We start from the raw sequence: 18,365 nt of genomic DNA, 5'->3' as shown, positions 1-18,365 counted from the left end.
CGTCCGGTGAAACTCCGAAGGCCATTACTCAACAGAATCCCCCACACTCCGACAGGAAGTGTCATGCGCCCCCGCACGCTACTGCTTCCGTTCCTGGCCCTGACCGGCCTCCTCCTGACTCTCCTCACGGCGCCGCCCAGCACCGCAGACCCCGGAGCACCACCCGTGAAGCAATCCAAGTACGCCGGCTATCTCTTCGCCTACTTCACGGGCGAGGGCACCGCCGACGGCGAGCAGATCCGCTACGCCCTGAGCCGGGGCAACGACGCGCTGCACTGGCGTGAGCTGAACGCCGGCAAGCCGGTCCTGACGTCGACGACCGGCGAGAAGGGGCTGCGCGACCCGTTCGTGATCCGTTCCCCGAAGGGCGACAAGTTCTTCCTGATCGCCACCGACCTCAGGATGTACCAGAACTCCAGCGGGAGCTGGGACGACGTCCAGCGGCACGGCAGCAAGTCGATCATGGTCTGGGAGTCCACCGACCTGGTCAACTGGACCGACCAGCGCCTGGTGAAGGTCTCCCCGGACACCGCGGGCAACACCTGGGCCCCGGAGGCCTACTGGGACGACAAGCTCGGTGCGTACGTCGTCTTCTGGGCGTCGAAGCTGTACGCCGAGGACGACCCGGACCACAAGGGCGACACGTACAACAAGATGATGTACGCGACCACGAAGGACTTCCGCACCTTCAGCGAGCCGAAGGTCTGGAACGACCCGGGCTACTCGGTCATCGACTCCACGGTCGTGAAGTACGAGGACGAGTACTACCGCTACACCAAGGACGAGCGGGACCCCACCTCCTCCAGCCCCTGTTCGAAGTTCATCACCGGCGAGAAGTCGACCTCCCTGACCTCGACGAAGTACGACTTCGTGGCCGACTGCATCGGCAAGGGCGCGATGGACCGCGGTGAGGGCCCGACGGTGTTCAAGTCGAACACCGAGAAGAAGTGGTACCTGTTCATCGACGAGTACGGCGGCCGCGGCTATCTGCCGTTCGAGACCACCGACCTCGCCTCGGGCAAGTGGACCCCGTCCACGAACTACCAGCTCCCGGCGAGCCCCCGGCACGGCACGGTGCTCCCGGTGACGCAGAAGGAGTACGACCGGCTGCTGGCGGCGTACCCGAGCACGTCCACCTCGGTGGTGGACGCGACGGCCAAGCGCCAGAAGGGCTACTCGATCGTCACGGACAGCGCGTCGAAGGTCGTGCTGCCGATGGAGCCCAAGGCCGACCTGCGCGACCTCGCCCCGAAGCTCTGGGTGGGTGAGGGTGCCACGCTGAGCCCGAGGTCCGGCACGCGCCGGGACTTCCGCAAGCCGCAGAAGTACACCGTGACGGCCGCCGACGGCACCAAGCGCGTCTGGACGGTCGAGGCGGTCCGCACCGTCAGCCCGCTGCTCCCCGGCCTGAACGCCGACCCCGACGTGCACTATCTCGACGGCAGATACTGGATCTACCCGACGACGGACGGCTTCGAGGGCTGGAGCGGCACCAAGTTCAAGGCCTACTCGTCGAAGGACCTGGTCAACTGGAAGGACCACGGCGTCATCGTCGACCTCGGTCCTGACGTGAGCTGGGCCGACAAGAACGCCTGGGCACCCGCGATCGCCGAGCGGAACGGCAAGTACTACTTCTACTTCTGCGCCGAGCAGCAGATCGGCGTGGCGGTGGCCGACTCCCCCGCCGGCCCCTTCAAGGACGCCCTCGGCAAGCCGCTGGTCGCCAAGGGCGGGGCGTTCAAGGGCCAGATGATCGACCCGTCGGTCTTCACGGACGACGACGGCCAGGCCTACCTGTACTGGGGCAACGGGCACGGGTACGTGGTGCCGCTCAACGACGACATGGTGTCCTTCGACGCTTCGAAGGTGAAGGACATCACCCCGGACAACTTCCGCGAGGGCTCCTTCGTGATCAAGCGGAAGGGCACGTACTACTTCATGTGGTCGGAGGACGACACCCGCAGCGAGAACTACCACGTGGCGTACGCGACGGGCCCGTCCCCGCTCGGCCCGTGGACCAAGCGCGGGACGATCCTGGAGAAGCGGCCGGAGTACGGCATCCTCGGCACGGGTCACCACTCGGTGGTGAACACGCCCGGTACCGACGACTGGTACATGGTCTACCACCGCTTCGCCCTGAACGGCCCGGGCCTGCCGGGCGGCGACGGCATGCACCGGGAGACCACCGTCGACCGCATGGAGTTCGCGGCCGACGGCAGCATCAAGCCGGTGGTGCCGACGCTGGAGGGTATCGAGCCGGTACGGCGGTGAGCCTCACAGGACGTCGTCGAGCCAGCTGACGACCTCGTCCTGCATCGCGTGGTCGAAGACGTGGCCGAGCTCCGGCCACGTCTTCGTCCGTATCCGCTCCTCCGCGTGGCGCGAGCGCCAGACGGCGCGCAGCTTGTCGTAGGCGACCCGTACGCCCTCGGCGGGGAAGAGCGTGTCGAGCCCGCCGTTCAGGAACAGCATCGGCCTCGGGGCGGCGATGCTGGCCACGTCGGGGATGTCGAGATGCCGGGCGAGTCCCGGGTGGAGCATCCAGTACGCCGACTGCCCGCGCAGCGTGTTGTTGCCGGGCACCATCATCTCCTTCAGGCCGGTCATCCAGCACACGCTCGCCGCGGCGGCGATGTGGTCGCTGAGGGCGGCGGTCTGCCAGGCGCGGTAGGCGCCCATGGAGAAGCCGACGGCCGCGACCCGCCGGGCGTCCACCCGGTCAAGGCCCGCGAGGAAGGCGGCGGCCCGCTCGTCCTCCCGGGCCATGAGCCCGGCGAGCGAGGAGCCCAGGTTGTAGAAGTTGGACGCCAGCGCCTGCTGCTGCTCGTAGGCGAGGGGTCCGCGGTCGCCCCAGCCGAGCGCATCCAGGCACAGCACCACGTAGCCGCGCCGGGCCAGTTCGTCGCCGACGAACCGTCCGCTGAAGTACTTGTCCGCCCACGTCCGGGCGGAGGCGAGACGCGTGTCGTCGTACCAGGGCCGGACGAGCTTCTCCTTGCCGATGTCGAACCGGGAGCCGTGGTCGTGCAGGAGCAGCACGGCGGGGAAGGGCCCGTCGCCGTGCGGGGTGAGCAGGGCGCCGCGCACCCGCTCGTAGCGGGTGAGGGAGACGGTGACCAACTCACGGGTGCAGTCCTGCCCTTGAGCCCGTCCGGTGTACTCGGGCGCGAACGGCACCCGGTCCTGCCGTTCGACGAGGAGGTGCTCCTCGACCGTGGCCCGGGCGGTACGCCGCCAGGCGCGGAAGTCGCGGACCGGGGACGTCCCCCAGGCGAGCGGGAAGGTCAGCCGTTCCTTCAGCGCCGGATGGAAGTCGGGCAGCGGCCCGTCCACGACCGCCGCCTCCGCCCCGGTCACCGCTCCCCCGGCCAGCAGCGCCGAACCCGCCCCGACCACGAAGCCGCGCCGGCCGAGCAGCTCATGGGCGTCCATACGGCCTCCCGGCTCCGGCGTGCCGCAGCACGTACCGTTCGACCGCCGCCGGGGACGTGAGGGCGCGGTAGTCGTAGACATCGGCGGGGTCCCAGCCGACATCGCTGCCGAGACCGAGCCCGCTCGCCACGTCGTCGAGGCGGGCGGGCCGGCCGTTGAACCAGGAGCCGGTGTCACGGAACCGCTCACCGCCGTAGTCCGCGACGGCGAGGGACGGGCCTCCCCGGGGATACCGGAAGACATTGCGCTCGGAGAAGATCGCGGACTCCACGCCGACGCCCAGGGCGTAGAGCGGCGCCCGCCCCCGGTGGACGTTGTTGACGACGTGCACCTGCCCGAAGCGGACGCGTGGGGCGCGCTGCACGATGCCGGTGAAGAGATTGCGGGCGAAGGTCACCTTGAGGTGCCCCCGGTCCCGGTCGCCGCGCCCGTCGCCCGATCCGATGAGGAGGGCCTTGTCGTGGTCTTCGAACCGGCTGTCGGAGACGGTGACGAAGTCGGAGCCGTCCTCGATGTCCAGCAGCCCGTCGTGCCGCTGGACGCGCTCGCCGTGGAAGCCGAGGGGTGCCTCGCGGTCCGGGAAGCGGCCGTCGGTGAAGGTGCAGTGGTCGATCCAGATGTTCTTGCCGGTGATCACGGTCAGCGCGTCGAAGCGGGCGTTCCAGCTGCCGTGGGTGCCGTCGTCCGGGGACCAGCTGGTGAAGTGGTCGACGGGCGCCTCCAGACGGAGGTTGCGCACGATGATGTCGCTGCCGGTGTTGACGGTCAGGAACACCCCGAGCAGCCGGGCGTCGCGCCCCACGCCCACCAGCGTGGTGTTGCCCGGCACGGTGAGCTGGATCTGCGCCTTCTCCTTGTTCGAGCCGGTCTGGCGGAGCTGCCGCTGCTGTCTGCAGTACTCGAAGCGGGTGTCGGACCAGGCGGCGCCGTCCGCGCCGAAGCAGGACATGTACTTGCCGAGGTCGTATCCGGGCGCGTAGTCCTGCTCGCCGAGCAGGGATCCGTCGTCGGCCTCGTGCCCGGAGACGGCGCCGACGACCCGGATCACCTTGGGGGCGGTGGGCTCGCCGTCGTTCGCGAGGGCCTGCTTCAGCTCGGCCCGCGTGTCCACCGTCCAGGTCCTGCCGCCCGCCCCGCCGTCGGTGCCGGTGCCTGTCGAGGCCCAGCCGACGGGTCCGCGCTCGGCGGCGGAGGCCGCGGGAGCCGGCCAGAGCAGGCACACACCGAGCAGGAGCGCCGCGGCCCTACGCACAGGGCCGCCAGTCGCCGAGATAGGTCTGCCTGGTGTGCGAGGCGGCCTGCGCCCGGGTGAGCTGGGGCCTGTTCTCCGGGACGGACACGACGGCACCCGGCCCGGTGTTGCGGTACTCGGCGAACCGCATCGACTGCCAGGGATGGCCGCTCGCCATGTTCGTGTAGGGCGCGACCGCGTCGATGCCCGGGCCGAGCCGGGTGTCCCGGACGGTGAGCATCGGACGGGCGGTGGTGTCGGAACTGGGCACCCAGGGCCGGGCCAGCTTGAAGTAGGCGTCGGGAGCCTCGCTGCTGACGCGGCTCCTGGTCACCAGGTAGCCGAGGGGGTTGGCTCCGGCCGTGGAGGGGGCGAAGACGAAGCCGTACGGGGCGGCCGGCAGGTCGGTGCGGTTCAGGGTCCGGAAGTGGCAGTGCTCGAAGACGGCGGTGGCCCGTCCGAAGACGAAGTCGACATCGCCCTCGGCGTAGCAGTGGGCGAAGTACTGGCGGGCGAAGGTGCCCAGTGCCATGGAGTCGGCGTACAGGGTGTCCTGATGGCCGAGGAACCGGCAGTGGTGGAAGGCGGACCGGTCGCCCTGGACCTTGAGGGCGACGGCCTGGGTGCCGGTGATCTCGGGGTGGTCGGCGCGCAGCCAGTCGTTGGCGAAGGTGATCCAGCGGGCGGTGAAACCGTCGGCCTGCACCGTGGTGGTGGCGGAGCCGGTGGTGCCGTACGTGCCACCGCCGGGCTTGGGGGTACCGGCCGCGTTGTCGTACACGAGCACGACGTCACGGGGTTCCTCGCTCGCCCCGATCCAGGTCATCTCCGTACGGGCGGGGTCGACGGCGACCGTCTGACGGTAGACACCAGGCGCGATGACCAGGGTGTGTCCGGTCCCGGTCGCGGCGGCCACGGCGTCCCGGACGGTGGTGAAGTCACCGGCGCCGCCCGGGTGGACGTACAGGGTCCTGGGGTCACGGCGGTCGGCCGGTGAGCCGTACCGGCCGAACGGACGCGGACGGTTACCGGCCCGCGCGGGGCCGGCGGCGAGACCGAGAGCGGCGCCCGAGGCGGCGCTCGCGACGAGGAACCCCCGGCGGGAGAGGGAACGGTGGGGTTGCGAGAGCATGCGGCTGCTCCTTCGCGGTACGGCGAATGCGGGACGGGAGTGCGGGATGGGGAAGGGCCGGGGCGGGCGCACCCCGGGGCAAGGGATGCGATGCGGGCCGCCCCGGCCCGTTCAGGAGGGGCGGGTCAGGTCAGCGCACGCGGCCGGCGCCGGCGCCGGCGTCGACGATGCCCGGGACCGACTTAGCCGGGTCGACACCGGCCCGCAGGGTCGGCGTCCAGCCGGCACCCGACTGGAGCGTCTCCCCGGGGATCTCCGCGTTGTGCACGGCGATCAGGTCGACGGCCTTGCCGTTGACGTAGTTGCCGTTCGCGGTGAGCGGCGCCTCGTTCCACTTCTTGAGGATCTTCCCCGTGCTGATCCCCTGCGCGAGCGTGAACGCGTTGTGCTCGGCGACGAGCCGGGACTCCTTGCCGATGCCGTAGACATAGCCCCACTTCTGGCCCTTGGTGACCACGAAGTGGTTGTTGTACGAGTCGACCTGCCCGAACCGCACCCGCGGCGCCCGCTCGACGATGCCCTCGAAACGGTTGTGGTGCAGCGTGACCTTGAGCTTGCCCGTGTCGTCGGCGGTGGCGCTGTCGCTGTTGCCGATCAGCATGGTCTTGTCGTGGTCCTTGAACGAGTTCCAGGACACCGTCACATGGTTGGAGCCGCGCACGACGTCGGCGAGACCGTCGTGCTGCTGGTAGGTCTTGCCGAAGTAGGACGGCAGGGAACTGTCGGGGTAGCGGCCGTCGGTCAGGGTGTTGTGGTCGATCCACACATGGGTGGAGCCGTAGACGACGACCCCGTCGTACTCGGAGTTCCAGGCGCCGGTCTTGTTGTCGTCGGTCGGGTCCCACTGCGGGAAGCAGTCGACCGGGGCCTCGATGGTGAGGTTGCGGACGATGACGTTGTCGACGCCCTTGATCTGGAGGCTGCCGCCGAGGATCCCGGAGTTCTTGCCCACGCCGATGATCGTGGTGTTGGCGGGGACGCTCGCCTTGATGGTCGTGTCCTGCTGGGCGGCGGACGCGGCTCGCAGGTCCTCCTGGGCACCGCTGACCGGCTTGTCGTGCCCCCAGACGGCGGGGTCGTAGTCCGTGAGGTACTTCTGGAAGTCGTATCCCTCGGCCTCGAACGCCTCGCAGCCCTGGGAGACGGCGTCGATCATGCCCTTCACCTTGATGATCCTGGGCGCGGAACCGCCGTCCTTCAGGGCGGCCCTGAACTGCTCCCAGGTGGTGACGGTGTAGACGTGCGCGGCATCGGCGGCGGCACCGCCGCTGGTGCCGGTGCCGTACGCGCCCCACCCGTCGTTCGTTCCGAGGGTCTGGCGGGCCGCGTCCCGGGAGCCGGCCTGCGCGGTGGTACCGCTCAGGGACAGCACGAGCGCGGTGCACCCGACCAGGAGGGCGACCTTACCAATGGCATGATCATGACACTTCTGAATCTTCACGGTGCGGCTCTCTTCCTTCTTCTGTGTCGAGGGGTGTTACGCGGCGGACTCGGGCCAGCTGATCCAGGACTCCGGAATCTCCGCCTCCAGCCGGCACACATCGCGCGGACCGAGCACCCGGGCCCGCAGCAACTCCCGTGCCACCAGCCGGGCCACGGCGATCGCGCCCGGCGGATTGAAGTGCGTGTTGTCCTGCTCGGTCGCGGTCCAGTTGAAGTACGTCTTCGTCTGCTCGACCCCGAGCTCCTGCCACAGGGCGAGCGACAGCGCCTGCGTGTCCAGCAACGCGACCCGCTCCTCGGCGGCGAGCGCCCGCATGGCCGCCGGATACTCACCGTGCGTCGGCAGGGCCTTCCCTGCCGCGTCGAACCTCCGCCGCTCGACGGCGGTGGCCAGCACCGGCCGCGCCCCACGGGCCCGGGCACCGTCGACGTACAGCCGCAGATGCTCCTGATACGTCGTCCAGGGCTCGGTGTAGCGGGTGGGGTCCTCCGCCTTCTCGTCGTTGTGAGCGAACTGGATGAGAAGGAAATCCCCCGGCGCGATCACATCGAGAATCGCGTCGAGCCTCCCTTCATCCACGAAGCTCTTGGAACTCCGCCCGTTCACGGCGTGATTGGAGACAGCGAGAGAGCGCCGAAGAAAGAAGGGCAACGCCATTCCCCACCCGGTCTCGGGCGCGGCGGCAGCGTATTTCTGGGCGGCGGTGGAATCACCGGCGATATAGAGGGTGCGACTGCGTCGACCATGGCCGGCTTGTGCCGTACCAGCGGCGGATAATCCGAGAGACACCGAGGCAACAGCGGCAACGGCAACCTGTCTTCGACTAAGAGACACCAATACCAACTCCCTTTTCGTCTTGGGGGCGCGGGGAACTGCGCGACAAGCCAGGGACGGCCCGCAGCCTGCACACCACAGGCCGCCCCACGGCGAAACCCAGAAAACTAACCGTTCTGCTGGTCCCACTCCTCCTGAGCCGCGTTCAACTGCTCAGCCATCGTGTCCAGGAATTCCTTCGCACTCATCTTCCCCAGCAGCACCTTCTGGAAGTTCGGCTCATTGTCAGCCTTGGAAATCGTGTTCCAGTCGGGCAGGTAGTACGGCAGCTGCACAATCGTCGTCGACCCGTCCGACAACGCGTCAGCGGCCAGCTTCGTGGGCTCGGCCTTAGAGATCCACGCGTCCGACGCCGCGTCCGTGTTCGACGGCACCTGCCCCGCCGCCTCGTTGAACCGCGAGTTCTGCGCCTTGGACGTCGCGAACTCGATGAACTTCCAGGCGGCTTCCTTGTTCTTGCCGCTCTTGAACAGCCCAAGACCGTCCACGGGGTTGGACACCTGCACCCGCTTGCCCCCGGCACCCACCGGCTGCGGAATGCCGCGGAACTTCTCGCCCCCCAGCGCCTTCACATGGTCCTGGTACGACCCGAGGTTGTGGTTCAGCATCCCGATCGTGCCGGAGTCCCACTGCGCGACCATCTTCGTGAAGTCGTTGTTGAGGTCGGCCGCGGGGGTGACCTTCTTGTACAGCGCCGCGTACTTCTCCAGCGCCTTCACGTTCTTCGGGTCGTTGACCGTGGTCTTGTCGCCGCCGGCGTTCCAGAACGACGTGATCCCGGACTGCCCGTACATGGCGTCCAGCGCCTGGGCGATGGATCCGGAGCCACCGCGGATGGTGTAGCCGAACTCGTTCTTGCCCGTGTTCGTGAGCTTGTCCGCGGCCTCGTAGAACCGCTCCCACGTCGTGGGCTCCTCCAGGCCCGCCTTCTCGAACAGGTCGGTGCGGTAATACAGCACACCGTTGTTCGCGGAGGTCGGAATCGAGTACAGCTTGTCGTCGCCACCGCCGGCCGCCTTCAGCGACTCGACCATGTCCTTGTTGAGCTTGCCGTTCAGCGAGGACTCGCCGAGCCGCTCGTCCAGCGGCTCCAGCGCGCCCTGCGCGGCGAACCCGGCGAGCATCGCCGCGCCCACACCGCCGACGTCCGGCAGGCCGCCGCCCTGGAGGGCGGTGTCGACCTTGGACTGGTACTCGGTGGCGGCGATCCCGACGTACTCGACCTTGATGTCCGGGTTGGCCTTCTCGAAGTCGGCGATGACCTTCTTCCAGATCTCGGTGCGGACACCGCCGTTGTTGTCCCAGAAGACGATCTCGCCCTTGCCACTGCCCTCGGAACCCTTGTCCCCGCTCGCCCCGCTGCCGTCGTCGCCGCAGGCGGTGACGGTCAGGGCGAGCGCGGCCCCCAGGGCGACGGCCGTGGCGGCGCGCCTGCTTCTGCGAATGCTGATCTTCATTGGTCGGCTCTCTTCTTCTGGATCCAACTGGCTGTGAGAACGTGCTGCGAGGTGCCGGGGGGGTCAGTGGTGGCGGGCGTACGGAGCCCAGCCGTCCGTGCCCTTGAGGTAGTGCGCGACGGTGTGGGTCCGCGCTGCGGCGTCGCTCAGCTGCGGCCGGTCCGCGGTCACGCCCGCCCCGGGCCCGTGGTTCTGGTACTCGGTGAACCGCGCGTCCTTCCACGAGAACCCGCTCATGTCGGTCCACGGCGACGACTTGACCGCGGCGGGCAGCTCGGTGTCCCGGATCAGGACCTGGGCGACCGCGTCCGGCTCGCCGCCCGGGTGCCAGGGCCGTCCCAGGTGGAAGGTCCCGGCGGGCGCGTCACTCACGATCTTCGACCGGCTGATCAGGAATCCGTACGGGTTTCCCGTCCACGTCGAGGCGGCGGTGATGTAGCCGTTGTTCGTGTCCGAGCCGCGGCTCAGCGCCCGGATCACCGACCGCTCGATCACCGTCGTGGCCCGGCCGTAGACGAAGTCGACGTCGCCCTCGATGTAGGAGTCGCGGACGTAGACACGGCTGACGGTGGTCAGCTTGGGGCTGTCGGTCATCAGCGTGTCCTGGTTGCCCAGGAACGCCGTGTCCTCGAAGACGATCCGGTCACCCGTCGTCTTCATCGCCAGCGCCTGCTCGCCCTTCAGCTCGTGCGCGGCCTCGTCGAAGTCGTTGCTGAAGGTGATGTTGCGCGCGGTGACGTCGTTCGCGGCGATCCGGACGGTGGCGCTCCCCGTCGAACCCCCGTACTCGGCCGGCGTGTCGAAGACGATGACGGTGTCGGAGCGGTCGCGCCCGGTCCCGCGCAGCTCGACGTGCGGCTTGCTCGCGGGGATGTACACCTTCTCGCGGTAGGTGCCGGGTGCGACGGCGATCGTCACCGGGGTGTCGTTGCCGTCGGGCACGGCGTCCACGGCGGACTGCACGGTCGGGTGATCGGCCGGTACGTTCAGCACGACCGGGCCGCCGATCCGCTTCTGCGGCCCCGAGAGCCGCTTCACCAGCGCGGGCACGGCGGCGGCCGGGTCGAGCCGGTAGGCGTAGAACGCGCGGGGGTCGAACGCCGTGCCCCAGGCGTCGTGCCGGCCCGTCGTGTTCCGCAGGATCGAGCCGCGCTGCACCAGCTCGGCGGTGGCGTCGGCCTGGTAGGGGTGCTGGACACCGTCGTAGAAGCTGTTCTCGATGACCATCTTCGTCCGGCCGCGCGACCAGTTCCCGTAGGTCCACACGGGGTCGCCGTCGGAGAGCTGCGAGGACAGGTAGTTGTTGTAGAGGTGCGCGTAGGCGCAGTTGTCGGCGGACGGGTTGCGCTGCTTGGTGCCCCTGAACCAGTTGTGGTCGACGGTGATCTGCGTCCTGACGTTGGGGGTCCAGCCGATGCCGAAGGTCTTGTTGTTGTCCGTGAACCGGTTGTAGGAGACGGTGACGTACTCGCTGTCCTTGCGGATGTCGAGCTGGCCGTCGCAGATCCGCGAGAACCGTATGTGGTCGATCCACACATGGTGGGCGGTGTCGAGGCGGATGCCGTCGTAGTCGGTGTCCTTGCAGTCCCAGTTGCCCTCGATGGCCGTGTCGCGGATGGTGAGGTTGCGGATGATGACGTTGTGCGTGCCGGGGTCGAGGGTGAAGCCGCCGTGCACGATCTCGGCGGTGTCGCTGACGCCGATGATGGTCTTGTCCGAGGCGACGGGTATCTCCGTGCCGAACGGGTCCATCTCCAGGGCGCCCTTGACCCGGATGACGTAGGGCTCCTCGGCCGCCGCGTACTTCGCCAGCGCGGCCTGGTCGGTGACGGTGACGACCTTGCCGCCCGCGCCACCGCTGGTGCCGCCGGCGAGGGAGGCGAAGCCGTGCGGGCGGTCGGTCCAGCGGTCCGCGACGGGCAGGCCCCGCGAGGGCGGCGCTGCCTGGGCGTCACCCATCGCCCCGAGGCTCAGCACGGCGACGAGGCCGAGCACGGCGGCCACGGCCTTGCCGTGCCCCGCTCTCGACAAGCGCTTGCTACGGAAGTGCGTCATTGCGGCTCCCAACAGGCGTACGACGGCAGGTGCGTTACGAGGGGCTGATCCGGAACCGGGTGAAGGTCGCCGCGCCGGCGTGTCCCTGACCGGTGGGCGCGAGGGCGAACAGGCCGAGCAGGGCGCCGACCCAGCGCCACGGGGTGGCGGCGAAGACCGGGCCCGAGGGCCGGAAGCCGTCGCCGGTGTCGGCCGAGAAGCGGCAGCGGGCGTCCGCGCCGATCTCGATGCGCAGCCGGGCCCGGCCCTCGGGCGCGAGCCGCGGGTGGGCGGCGTCGCGTTCGGCGTCCGCGACGCCCTCCGCGAACCGGTGCACGAGATGCGTGGTCCCGTCGGTGCCCCGCTGGAGGCCGATCCAGCCGAACGCGTCCCCGAGGACCGCGAGTCCGGCCCGGGCCCCGGGCTCGTCGCTGCCGAGCCGCAGCTCCACCTCGACGGCGCTGGGCGCGCCGGGCAGCCGCTGGGTGAGCACGCTGGGCAGCTTGCGCAGGTCGTGGGCGTCGGCCGAGCGGACGCAGGTCAGCCTGAGCCCGTCCGCGGAGTGCTGGGTGGCCCAGCCGTCGCCCGGGTTGGCCGTCCACTGCCACTGACGGCCGTACCGTCCGCCGGGGAAGTCGTCGTCGGTGGCGGGCGCGGCGGGCGGTTGCGGCGGCAGGTCGGGCATGGCGTGTACGGCGACGGGGGCGCCGTCGTCCCCGAGCACCGGCCAGCCGTCGGAACCCCAGTGCATCGGCTGGAGGTGCACGACTCGGCCATATGCGCCGCGCTGCTGGAAGTGCAGGAACCAGTCCTCGCCGGTCGCGCTGCGCACCCAGCCGCCCTGGTGGGGGCCGTTGACGTCGGTGTCCTTCTGCTCCAGGACGATCTTCTTCTCGTACGGCCCGAAGAAGCCGCGCGAGCGGAAGGCGCCCTGCCAGCCGGTCTCAACGCCCCCGGCGGGGGCGAGGATCCAGTACCAGCCGTCGTGCTGGTAGAGCTTGGGGCCTTCGAGGGTGAACCAGCCGGGTATGCGGTCGGCGTCGACGATCACCTTGCCCTCGTCGAGGAGTTCGGTGCCGTCGGGGTGCATCCGGTACCCGGTGAGGCGGTTCTTGATGCCGGAGCGGGACTTGGCCCAGGCGTGCACCAGATAGGCCTCGCCGGTCTCCTCGTCCCACAGGGGGCAGGGGTCGATCAGGCCCTTGCCGGCCTTCAGCAGGTGCGGCCGGGTCCAGGGGCCTCTGATCTCGGGGGCGTTGACCTGGAAGATGCCCTGGTCGGGGTCGCCCCAGAAGATCCAGAAGCGTTCGTCGTGGTAGCGGAGGGAGGGGGCCCAGACGCCGCAGTCGTGCCGGGGCCGCTCGAACTCCTCCGCCGGCTCGAGACGGTCCAGCGCGTGGCCGACCAGGGTCCAGTTCACCAGGTCGCGGGAGTGGAGTAACGGGAGGCCGGGGACGCGGCCGAAGCTGGAGGCGGTGAGGTAGAAGTCATCCCCCACGCGGACGACGTCCGGGTCGGACCAGTCGGCGTCGAGGACCGGGTTGCGATAGGTCCCGGTGGTCACGGGCTCGGTGGTCACGGGCTGGGTGGTCACGGGCTGGGTGGTCACGGGCTGGGTGGTCACGGGCTCACCGCCTTACGGACGAGGGCGGTCGCGGCGTCCCGGCCGAGCCGGCCGTCGGCGACGACGGTGACGACGCGGCGGACGACGGTCTCGCCCGGCGGGATCGGCAGCCGCTCGTCATGGGCCAGCGAGGAACCCACCCCGGGGTACTCCCCGGTGCGCACGAACCACGGGTCGCGGCGGGTCTGTTCGGTGGCCCCGGCGAAGACCAGCGTCCAGCCGGAGCCGGTCAGGGCGAGCCAGTCGGCGCGTCTGCCGTGCGTCTCGGTCTCGCCCTCGGTGCCGGAAGTGAAGACGTCCGGGGGCGTGGCCTCCTTGCGGGCGCGCCAGAAGAATCCGCCGTAGGCCGCGCCCGGGCGCCCGTTCGTCGCCGGGCTGCCGATCGACAGCGGGTCCTTGGTGACGTTGGTGAGGGAGAAGGTGAGGTCCAGGGCCCAGGCCTGGTCGGTGAGTTCGGTGGCCGCGACCGTGCGGCGCTCGCGCAGCAGCTCACCGGCCGCCGACGCCCAGCGCAGCTCCTCCACGAAGCCGTCGGGGTCGCGCAGCTGGAAGGCGACGTGCCGCTGGGAGCCGTGGTTGTCCAGCTCGGTCGGGCCCTGGTCGCGGACGTAGGTGCGCCCGCCCCAGAAGTTGAACCCCTCGACGTCGGGAACGGCTACACCGACGCCGAGGTGGTGTGCGTGGTCGGCGGGGCTCAGCTCGGTGACCGCCGTACCGGACAGGGTGGTGACGGGATGCAGATAGGGACGCGGGGAGAGCCGCACCGGCAGCTCGGGCCGGGTGACGTACCGGCCGACCGGCCGGCCCGCGACGCGCAGGACCGCGGTGTCGTTGCTGGTCATCGGGTGCTCACCTCGTTCGACAGGTGCTCCGCGGCCAGCGCCCAGGGGGCGCCCAGCTCGGAGTAGAGGGAGAGGGTGTCGGCCGCCGCCGCGACGAGTCCGTCGATGCCGGGTACGACACGACGGTTCTCGTCGGGGATCCGGTGCCAGGCGGTGTCCGGCAGCGGCGCCGGGTCGGGAGAGGTGCGGATGGCCTCCACGACCTTCATGAAGGCGCCGGTCTCCTCCGGCGGGACCAGCAGGGCCGCGCCGGTGGTGAGGTGCGCGACGAGGTTCTCCAGCAGGTCGGTACGGCCGTGCTCGGACTCCTCCGGGCCGTGCCCGGCGCGCTGGAGCAGCACCCGGTCCTGCTTGTACCAGAAGGTGATCCGGCCGCTGCTGCCGTGCACCAGGACGTACGGCTCGTCCGGCTCCTCGGCGCAGAGCGTCGCGGCGACGGTCACCGGGTGGCCCTGCGTGGTGGTGATCCGGACGCAGGAGGTGTCGTCGGACTCGATGGCGTTGGCGCGCAGCAGCTCGGTCTCGATGCCGCCGACGTGCTCGGCGCGGGTGCTGCCGCCCAGAGCGAGGGCGGTGGCGACGGCGTGGGCGAGGGGGTTGGTCAGCGCCCCGTCGATCACGTCGACGCCGTTCAGCCGCCGCTTGCCCGCCCAGGGCGCCCGCCGGAAGTAGTCCTCGTCGCGCACCCAGGCACCGGCCCCGCCGAGCCCGACCAGCCGGCCGATCGCGCCCTGGTCGACCATCTCGCGGATGGCGGGCAGGGCGTGCGAGCCCAGCGACTGGAAGCCGATCTGGCAGACGACCCCGGCCGCCGCGACCCCGTCGGCCATGCGGCGGAACTCCGCGTAGGAGGGGGCGGGAGGCTTCTCCAGCAGGAGGTGCACGCCCCGCTCGGCCGCCGTGAGCGCGAGGTCGGTGTGGGTCGGGATCGGTGTGCAGATCACGGCGATCCGCGCGCCGGTGGAGTCCAGCAGGGCGCCGAAGTCGGCGGACTGCTCGGGCGTGCCCAGGTCGCCGAGTTCCCCCTCGGTCAGCGGCGTCAGCTCGCAGACACCGGCCAGCCGCACCAGGCCCTGCTTCTGGAGCCGGCGGATGTTCTCGACGTGCCAGCGGCCGTGGCCCCGGGCACCGGCGAGGACGACGGGCAGGGGCGTGGCCAAGGGGGCGCTCAGGGGTTCGCTCATGGTGTCGATCATGCGACCGGTCACCGGATCCTCCCCGCTCCCGCGCCGCGGGCCACGGCCCGGTCGGCCGCCGCCGCGCTGTCGATCCGCCCGTGCAGGGTGGGGGTCCAGCCGACATCGGCGGTCAGATCGCGCTCACTGCCCGAGTTGTAGGCGTTGTGGATCGCGAGCAGGTCGACCGGGTATCCGTCGAAGAGGGTGCCGCTCTGGTGCAGGGCGCTGCCGTTCCAGCTCTTGACCAGGTCGGCGACCTCCACATGGCCGGGGGCGTGGAAGGCGTTGTTCTCGGCGAAGATCCTCGACTCGGTGGAGACGCCGATCGAGTAGCGGTAGTCGTCGCCGGTGACCTCGTACCGGTTGTTGTAGACGTGCACCTGCCCGAAGCGGACGCGCGGGGCGCGCTGTACGACCGACTCGAACGCGTTGTGGTGCAGGGTGACCCGGAGCCTGCCCCGGTCGCCGGTGGCGGTGTCGCCGTTGCCGATGAGCATCGCCTTGTCGTGGTCGGCGAACCGGCTCCAGGAGACGGTCACGAGGTCGGAGCCGTTGGTGATGTCCAGCAGTCCGTCGTGGCGCAGGTAGTTGCGGGCGAAGTAGGTGGGTTCCTTCGCGTCCGGGTGACCCCGGTCGGACGCGGTGATGTGGTCGACCCACACATGGGTGGCGCCGGTCAGCCAGATCGTGTCGTAGGCCGCCTTCCAGTCGCCGAGGCCACCGGTGTTGGGCTGCCAGACGGGGAAGCAGTCGTAGGCGTCTCGCACATCGAGGTTGCGGATGATCACGTTGTCCGCGTCCCTGACCTGGAGGCTGGCGCCCTTCAGGACGGCCGAGTCGCCGAGGCCGACGATCGTGGTGTGGGAGCCGACGGGCAGCACGATCCGCTCGGCCTGCTTCGCGGCGGAGGCCTGGCGGGCCTCCTCCTGCGGGCCGCTGGGCTTGGCGGCGCCCCAGGTGCGGGGATCGTAGGCGGCGAGGTACTTCTTCAGGTCGTAGCCGCCGGTGGCGTAGTCGGAGCAGTCCAGACGGTCGCCGTCGTCGTCGGTGTTGGCGTCGATGGTCCCGGCGATCCTGATGATCTTCGGGGTGTCGCTGCCGCCGTCGAGGGCGCGGACCAGTCCGGCCCGGTCGGTGACGGTGAAGACGTGCTCGGCGTCGGCGGCCGCGCCTCCGGTGGTGCCTTCGCCCTCGGCGGCCCAGCCGTCGTTCGCGGGCAGGGTGTCGCGGCCGATGTCCCGGTCCTCGGCGTGCGCGGGGACGCAGAGCACTCCCAACAAGGAGCAGGCGACGGCGAGTTGTCTGAGTCTCATCCCTTCACCGCCCCCGCGCTGAACCCGGTGATCAGCCACTTCTGGATGAAGGCGAACACGATCACGACCGGGACGGCCGCGATGATGCCGCCCGCCGCGAGGGCACCCAGGTCGACACTGTCCGCGCTCATCAGGGAGTTGAGGCCGACGGGGATCGTCTGCTTGTCCTGGTTGTTCAGGAACATCAGGGCGAACAGGAAGTGGTTCCAGGAGTGGACGAAGGCGAACGAGCCGACGGCGATCAGGCCGGGCCGCAGCAGCGGCAGCACCACGATCCGGAAGGCCGTCATGCGGTTGCAGCCGTCCACCCAGGCCGCCTCCTCCAGGGTGTACGGCACGTTCTTGATGAAGTTGCTGATCAGGATCATCGACAGCGGCAGCTGGAAGACCGTCTCGGCGAGGATGACACTGCCCAGCGAGTTGATCATCTGCAGTTCGGCGAAGATCTCGAAGAGCGGCACCAGCAGCAGGGCGCCCGGCACGAACTGGGAGCACAGCAGCGCCAGCATGAACGCCCGCTTGATCTTGAAGTCGAACCGGGCGAGGGCGTAGCCGCCGGCCAGCGCGACGAGCGTCGTCATCAGCAGGGTGGCGACGCCGACGAGCACGCTGTTGGTGAAGTAGGTGCCGAAGCTGCGGTCCGTCCACACCTTCTCGAAATGGTCGAAGGTCATCGGCCAGGGCACGAGCGAGGTCGAGCCGGCCGGGCGCAGCGAGAAGAGCAGGATCCAGTAGAAGGGGATGAGGGTGAAGACCAGGTAGATCCCCAGGGGCAGGTAGACCTGCCAGCGGGGGGCCTCGTCCCAGGCGCGGTTCCGCTTCGTGGATCGCGGCGGTTCGGGGGTGGCGCGCACGGGAGCGGGCGCCGCCTTGGTGGCTTCCTTGACGCTCACTTGTTGTCGCCTCCGAACTTGCTCAGCCGCAGATAGACCATCGAGCAGAAGAGCAGGATCACGAACGCGACCGTGGTCAGGGCGGACGCGTAGCCGAAGTTGTGGGCGTCGACCGAGGTGTTGGCGATGTACAGCGGGAGGGTCGTGGTCTCCCCCGCCGGGCCGCCGCCGGTCAGCGTGTAGAGCAGGTCGACGTTGTTGAACTCCCACACCGCGCGCAGCAGCGTGGACAGGATGATGGCGTCCTTCAGATGCGGCAGCGTGATGTGCCAGAACTGCTTGATGCGGCTGGCCCCGTCGACCTCGGCGGCCTCGTACAGGTCCTTCGAGACGGACTGGAGGTCGGCGAGGATGAGGATCGCGAAGAAGGGAACGCCGCGCCACAGGTCGGCCACGACCGCCGCCGGGAACACCGTGGAGGTGTCCGAGAGCCAGCTCGTGCCGTAGGAGCCGATGCCCATGTCCGCGAGGTAACGGGTGATGCCCGTCTGGGAGTTGTAGAGCAGCACCCAGATCGCGGAGGTCAGGACGCCGGAGACGGCCCACGGGGAGAAGACCAGGGCACGTCCCAGGCCCCGGCCCACGAAGGTCTGGTTGACGATGAGGGCCAGCGCGAGACCGAACAGCAGCTGGAGTCCGACCTCGACGACCACCCACTTGGCGCTGAAGACCAGGGTGTCCCAGAAGATGGGGTCCTTGGTGAAGGCGTGGACGAAGTTGTCGAAGCCCGCGTAGCCGTTCCGCCACGGCTTGGTGGGGTTGTAGTTCTGCAGGCTGTAGTAGAAGACGCTGATGACCGGGTAGGCGATGAAGCCCAGCATGAGCAGGGCGGCCGGGGCGATCAGCAGGTACGGGAGCCTGCGCGGCGTGGCGGAGGCCCGGCGCCGCCGGGGTGGCGCGGGCGGTTTCGCCACGGCTGCGGCTTGGGCCATGACTGTTCTCCGTTCTCAG

Annotated in this window: 14 protein-coding genes; 1 reads left to right on the top strand and 13 read right to left on the bottom strand. The window is 69.8% G+C overall.

From position 1 onward, the window contains the following. Window positions 1-63 precede the first annotated feature (63 nt). Window positions 64-2,271, top strand: a complete 2,208-nt coding sequence (locus ACZ6I3_RS04395; protein WP_469411548.1) for a glycoside hydrolase family 43 protein — start codon at window positions 64-66, stop codon at window positions 2,269-2,271. 3 nt (window positions 2,272-2,274) lie between these two features. Here ACZ6I3_RS04395 and ACZ6I3_RS04390 read toward each other — a convergent pair whose 3' ends face one another. The 13 genes from ACZ6I3_RS04390 to ACZ6I3_RS04330 all read right to left on the bottom strand — a co-directional run bounded on the left by ACZ6I3_RS04390 (window position 2,275) and on the right by ACZ6I3_RS04330 (window position 18,346). Next, window positions 2,275-3,432 (bottom strand): dienelactone hydrolase family protein, encoded by a 1,158-nt coding sequence (locus ACZ6I3_RS04390; RefSeq protein ID WP_469411546.1) that lies wholly within the window; start codon window positions 3,430-3,432, stop codon window positions 2,275-2,277. Further along, a complete protein-coding gene (locus ACZ6I3_RS04385) occupies window positions 3,419-4,684 on the bottom strand; it encodes a pectate lyase family protein (RefSeq protein ID WP_469411544.1) in 1,266 nt (421 codons plus the stop codon). The genes ACZ6I3_RS04390 and ACZ6I3_RS04385 overlap by 14 nt, the downstream gene beginning before the upstream one ends. Then, complete coding sequence (locus tag ACZ6I3_RS04380) at window positions 4,677-5,795, bottom strand: pectinesterase family protein (RefSeq protein WP_469411543.1); 1,119 nt, start codon at window positions 5,793-5,795, stop codon at window positions 4,677-4,679. The genes ACZ6I3_RS04385 and ACZ6I3_RS04380 overlap by 8 nt, the downstream gene beginning before the upstream one ends. A gap of 130 nt (window positions 5,796-5,925) precedes the next feature. Then, window positions 5,926-7,236 (bottom strand): pectate lyase family protein, encoded by a 1,311-nt coding sequence (locus ACZ6I3_RS04375; protein WP_469411541.1) that lies wholly within the window; start codon window positions 7,234-7,236, stop codon window positions 5,926-5,928. A gap of 36 nt (window positions 7,237-7,272) precedes the next feature. Beyond that, window positions 7,273-8,073, bottom strand: coding sequence for a rhamnogalacturonan acetylesterase (locus tag ACZ6I3_RS04370; RefSeq protein WP_469411691.1), 801 nt, complete (start codon window positions 8,071-8,073; stop codon window positions 7,273-7,275). A 107-nt stretch (window positions 8,074-8,180) separates the two neighbouring features. Then, the gene (locus ACZ6I3_RS04365) at window positions 8,181-9,530 is read right to left on the bottom strand and encodes an ABC transporter substrate-binding protein (protein WP_469411539.1); all 1,350 of its coding nucleotides are present in this window, start codon (window positions 9,528-9,530) and stop codon (window positions 8,181-8,183) included. 63 nt (window positions 9,531-9,593) lie between these two features. Beyond that, window positions 9,594-11,585 (bottom strand): pectinesterase family protein, encoded by a 1,992-nt coding sequence (locus tag ACZ6I3_RS04360; RefSeq protein ID WP_469411537.1) that lies wholly within the window; start codon window positions 11,583-11,585, stop codon window positions 9,594-9,596. A gap of 34 nt (window positions 11,586-11,619) precedes the next feature. Beyond that, complete coding sequence (locus ACZ6I3_RS04355) at window positions 11,620-13,128, bottom strand: glycoside hydrolase family 43 protein (protein WP_469411690.1); 1,509 nt, start codon at window positions 13,126-13,128, stop codon at window positions 11,620-11,622. Between the two features lie 56 nt (window positions 13,129-13,184). Beyond that, a complete protein-coding gene (locus tag ACZ6I3_RS04350) occupies window positions 13,185-14,030 on the bottom strand; it encodes a DUF6807 domain-containing protein (RefSeq protein ID WP_469411536.1) in 846 nt (281 codons plus the stop codon). Further along, the gene (locus tag ACZ6I3_RS04345; protein ID WP_469411534.1) at window positions 14,027-15,214 is read right to left on the bottom strand and encodes a Gfo/Idh/MocA family protein; all 1,188 of its coding nucleotides are present in this window, start codon (window positions 15,212-15,214) and stop codon (window positions 14,027-14,029) included. Before ACZ6I3_RS04345 ends, ACZ6I3_RS04350 begins: the two co-directional genes overlap by 4 nt. Window positions 15,215-15,234: 20 nt before the next feature. Then, a complete protein-coding gene (locus tag ACZ6I3_RS04340; RefSeq protein WP_469411532.1) occupies window positions 15,235-16,521 on the bottom strand; it encodes a pectate lyase family protein in 1,287 nt (428 codons plus the stop codon). Continuing rightward, the gene (locus tag ACZ6I3_RS04335; protein WP_469411530.1) at window positions 16,518-17,414 is read right to left on the bottom strand and encodes a carbohydrate ABC transporter permease; all 897 of its coding nucleotides are present in this window, start codon (window positions 17,412-17,414) and stop codon (window positions 16,518-16,520) included. The genes ACZ6I3_RS04340 and ACZ6I3_RS04335 overlap by 4 nt, the downstream gene beginning before the upstream one ends. Beyond that, window positions 17,411-18,346 carry a carbohydrate ABC transporter permease gene (locus ACZ6I3_RS04330; RefSeq protein WP_382828231.1) on the bottom strand — a complete coding sequence of 312 codons (936 nt, stop codon included), beginning with the start codon at window positions 18,344-18,346 and terminating at the stop codon, window positions 17,411-17,413. The genes ACZ6I3_RS04335 and ACZ6I3_RS04330 overlap by 4 nt, the downstream gene beginning before the upstream one ends. Window positions 18,347-18,365 lie beyond the last annotated feature (19 nt).

This window comes from Streptomyces sp. NPDC041940, assembly GCF_055589465.1.
This window is presented reverse-complemented; position numbering and strand designations above follow the sequence as displayed.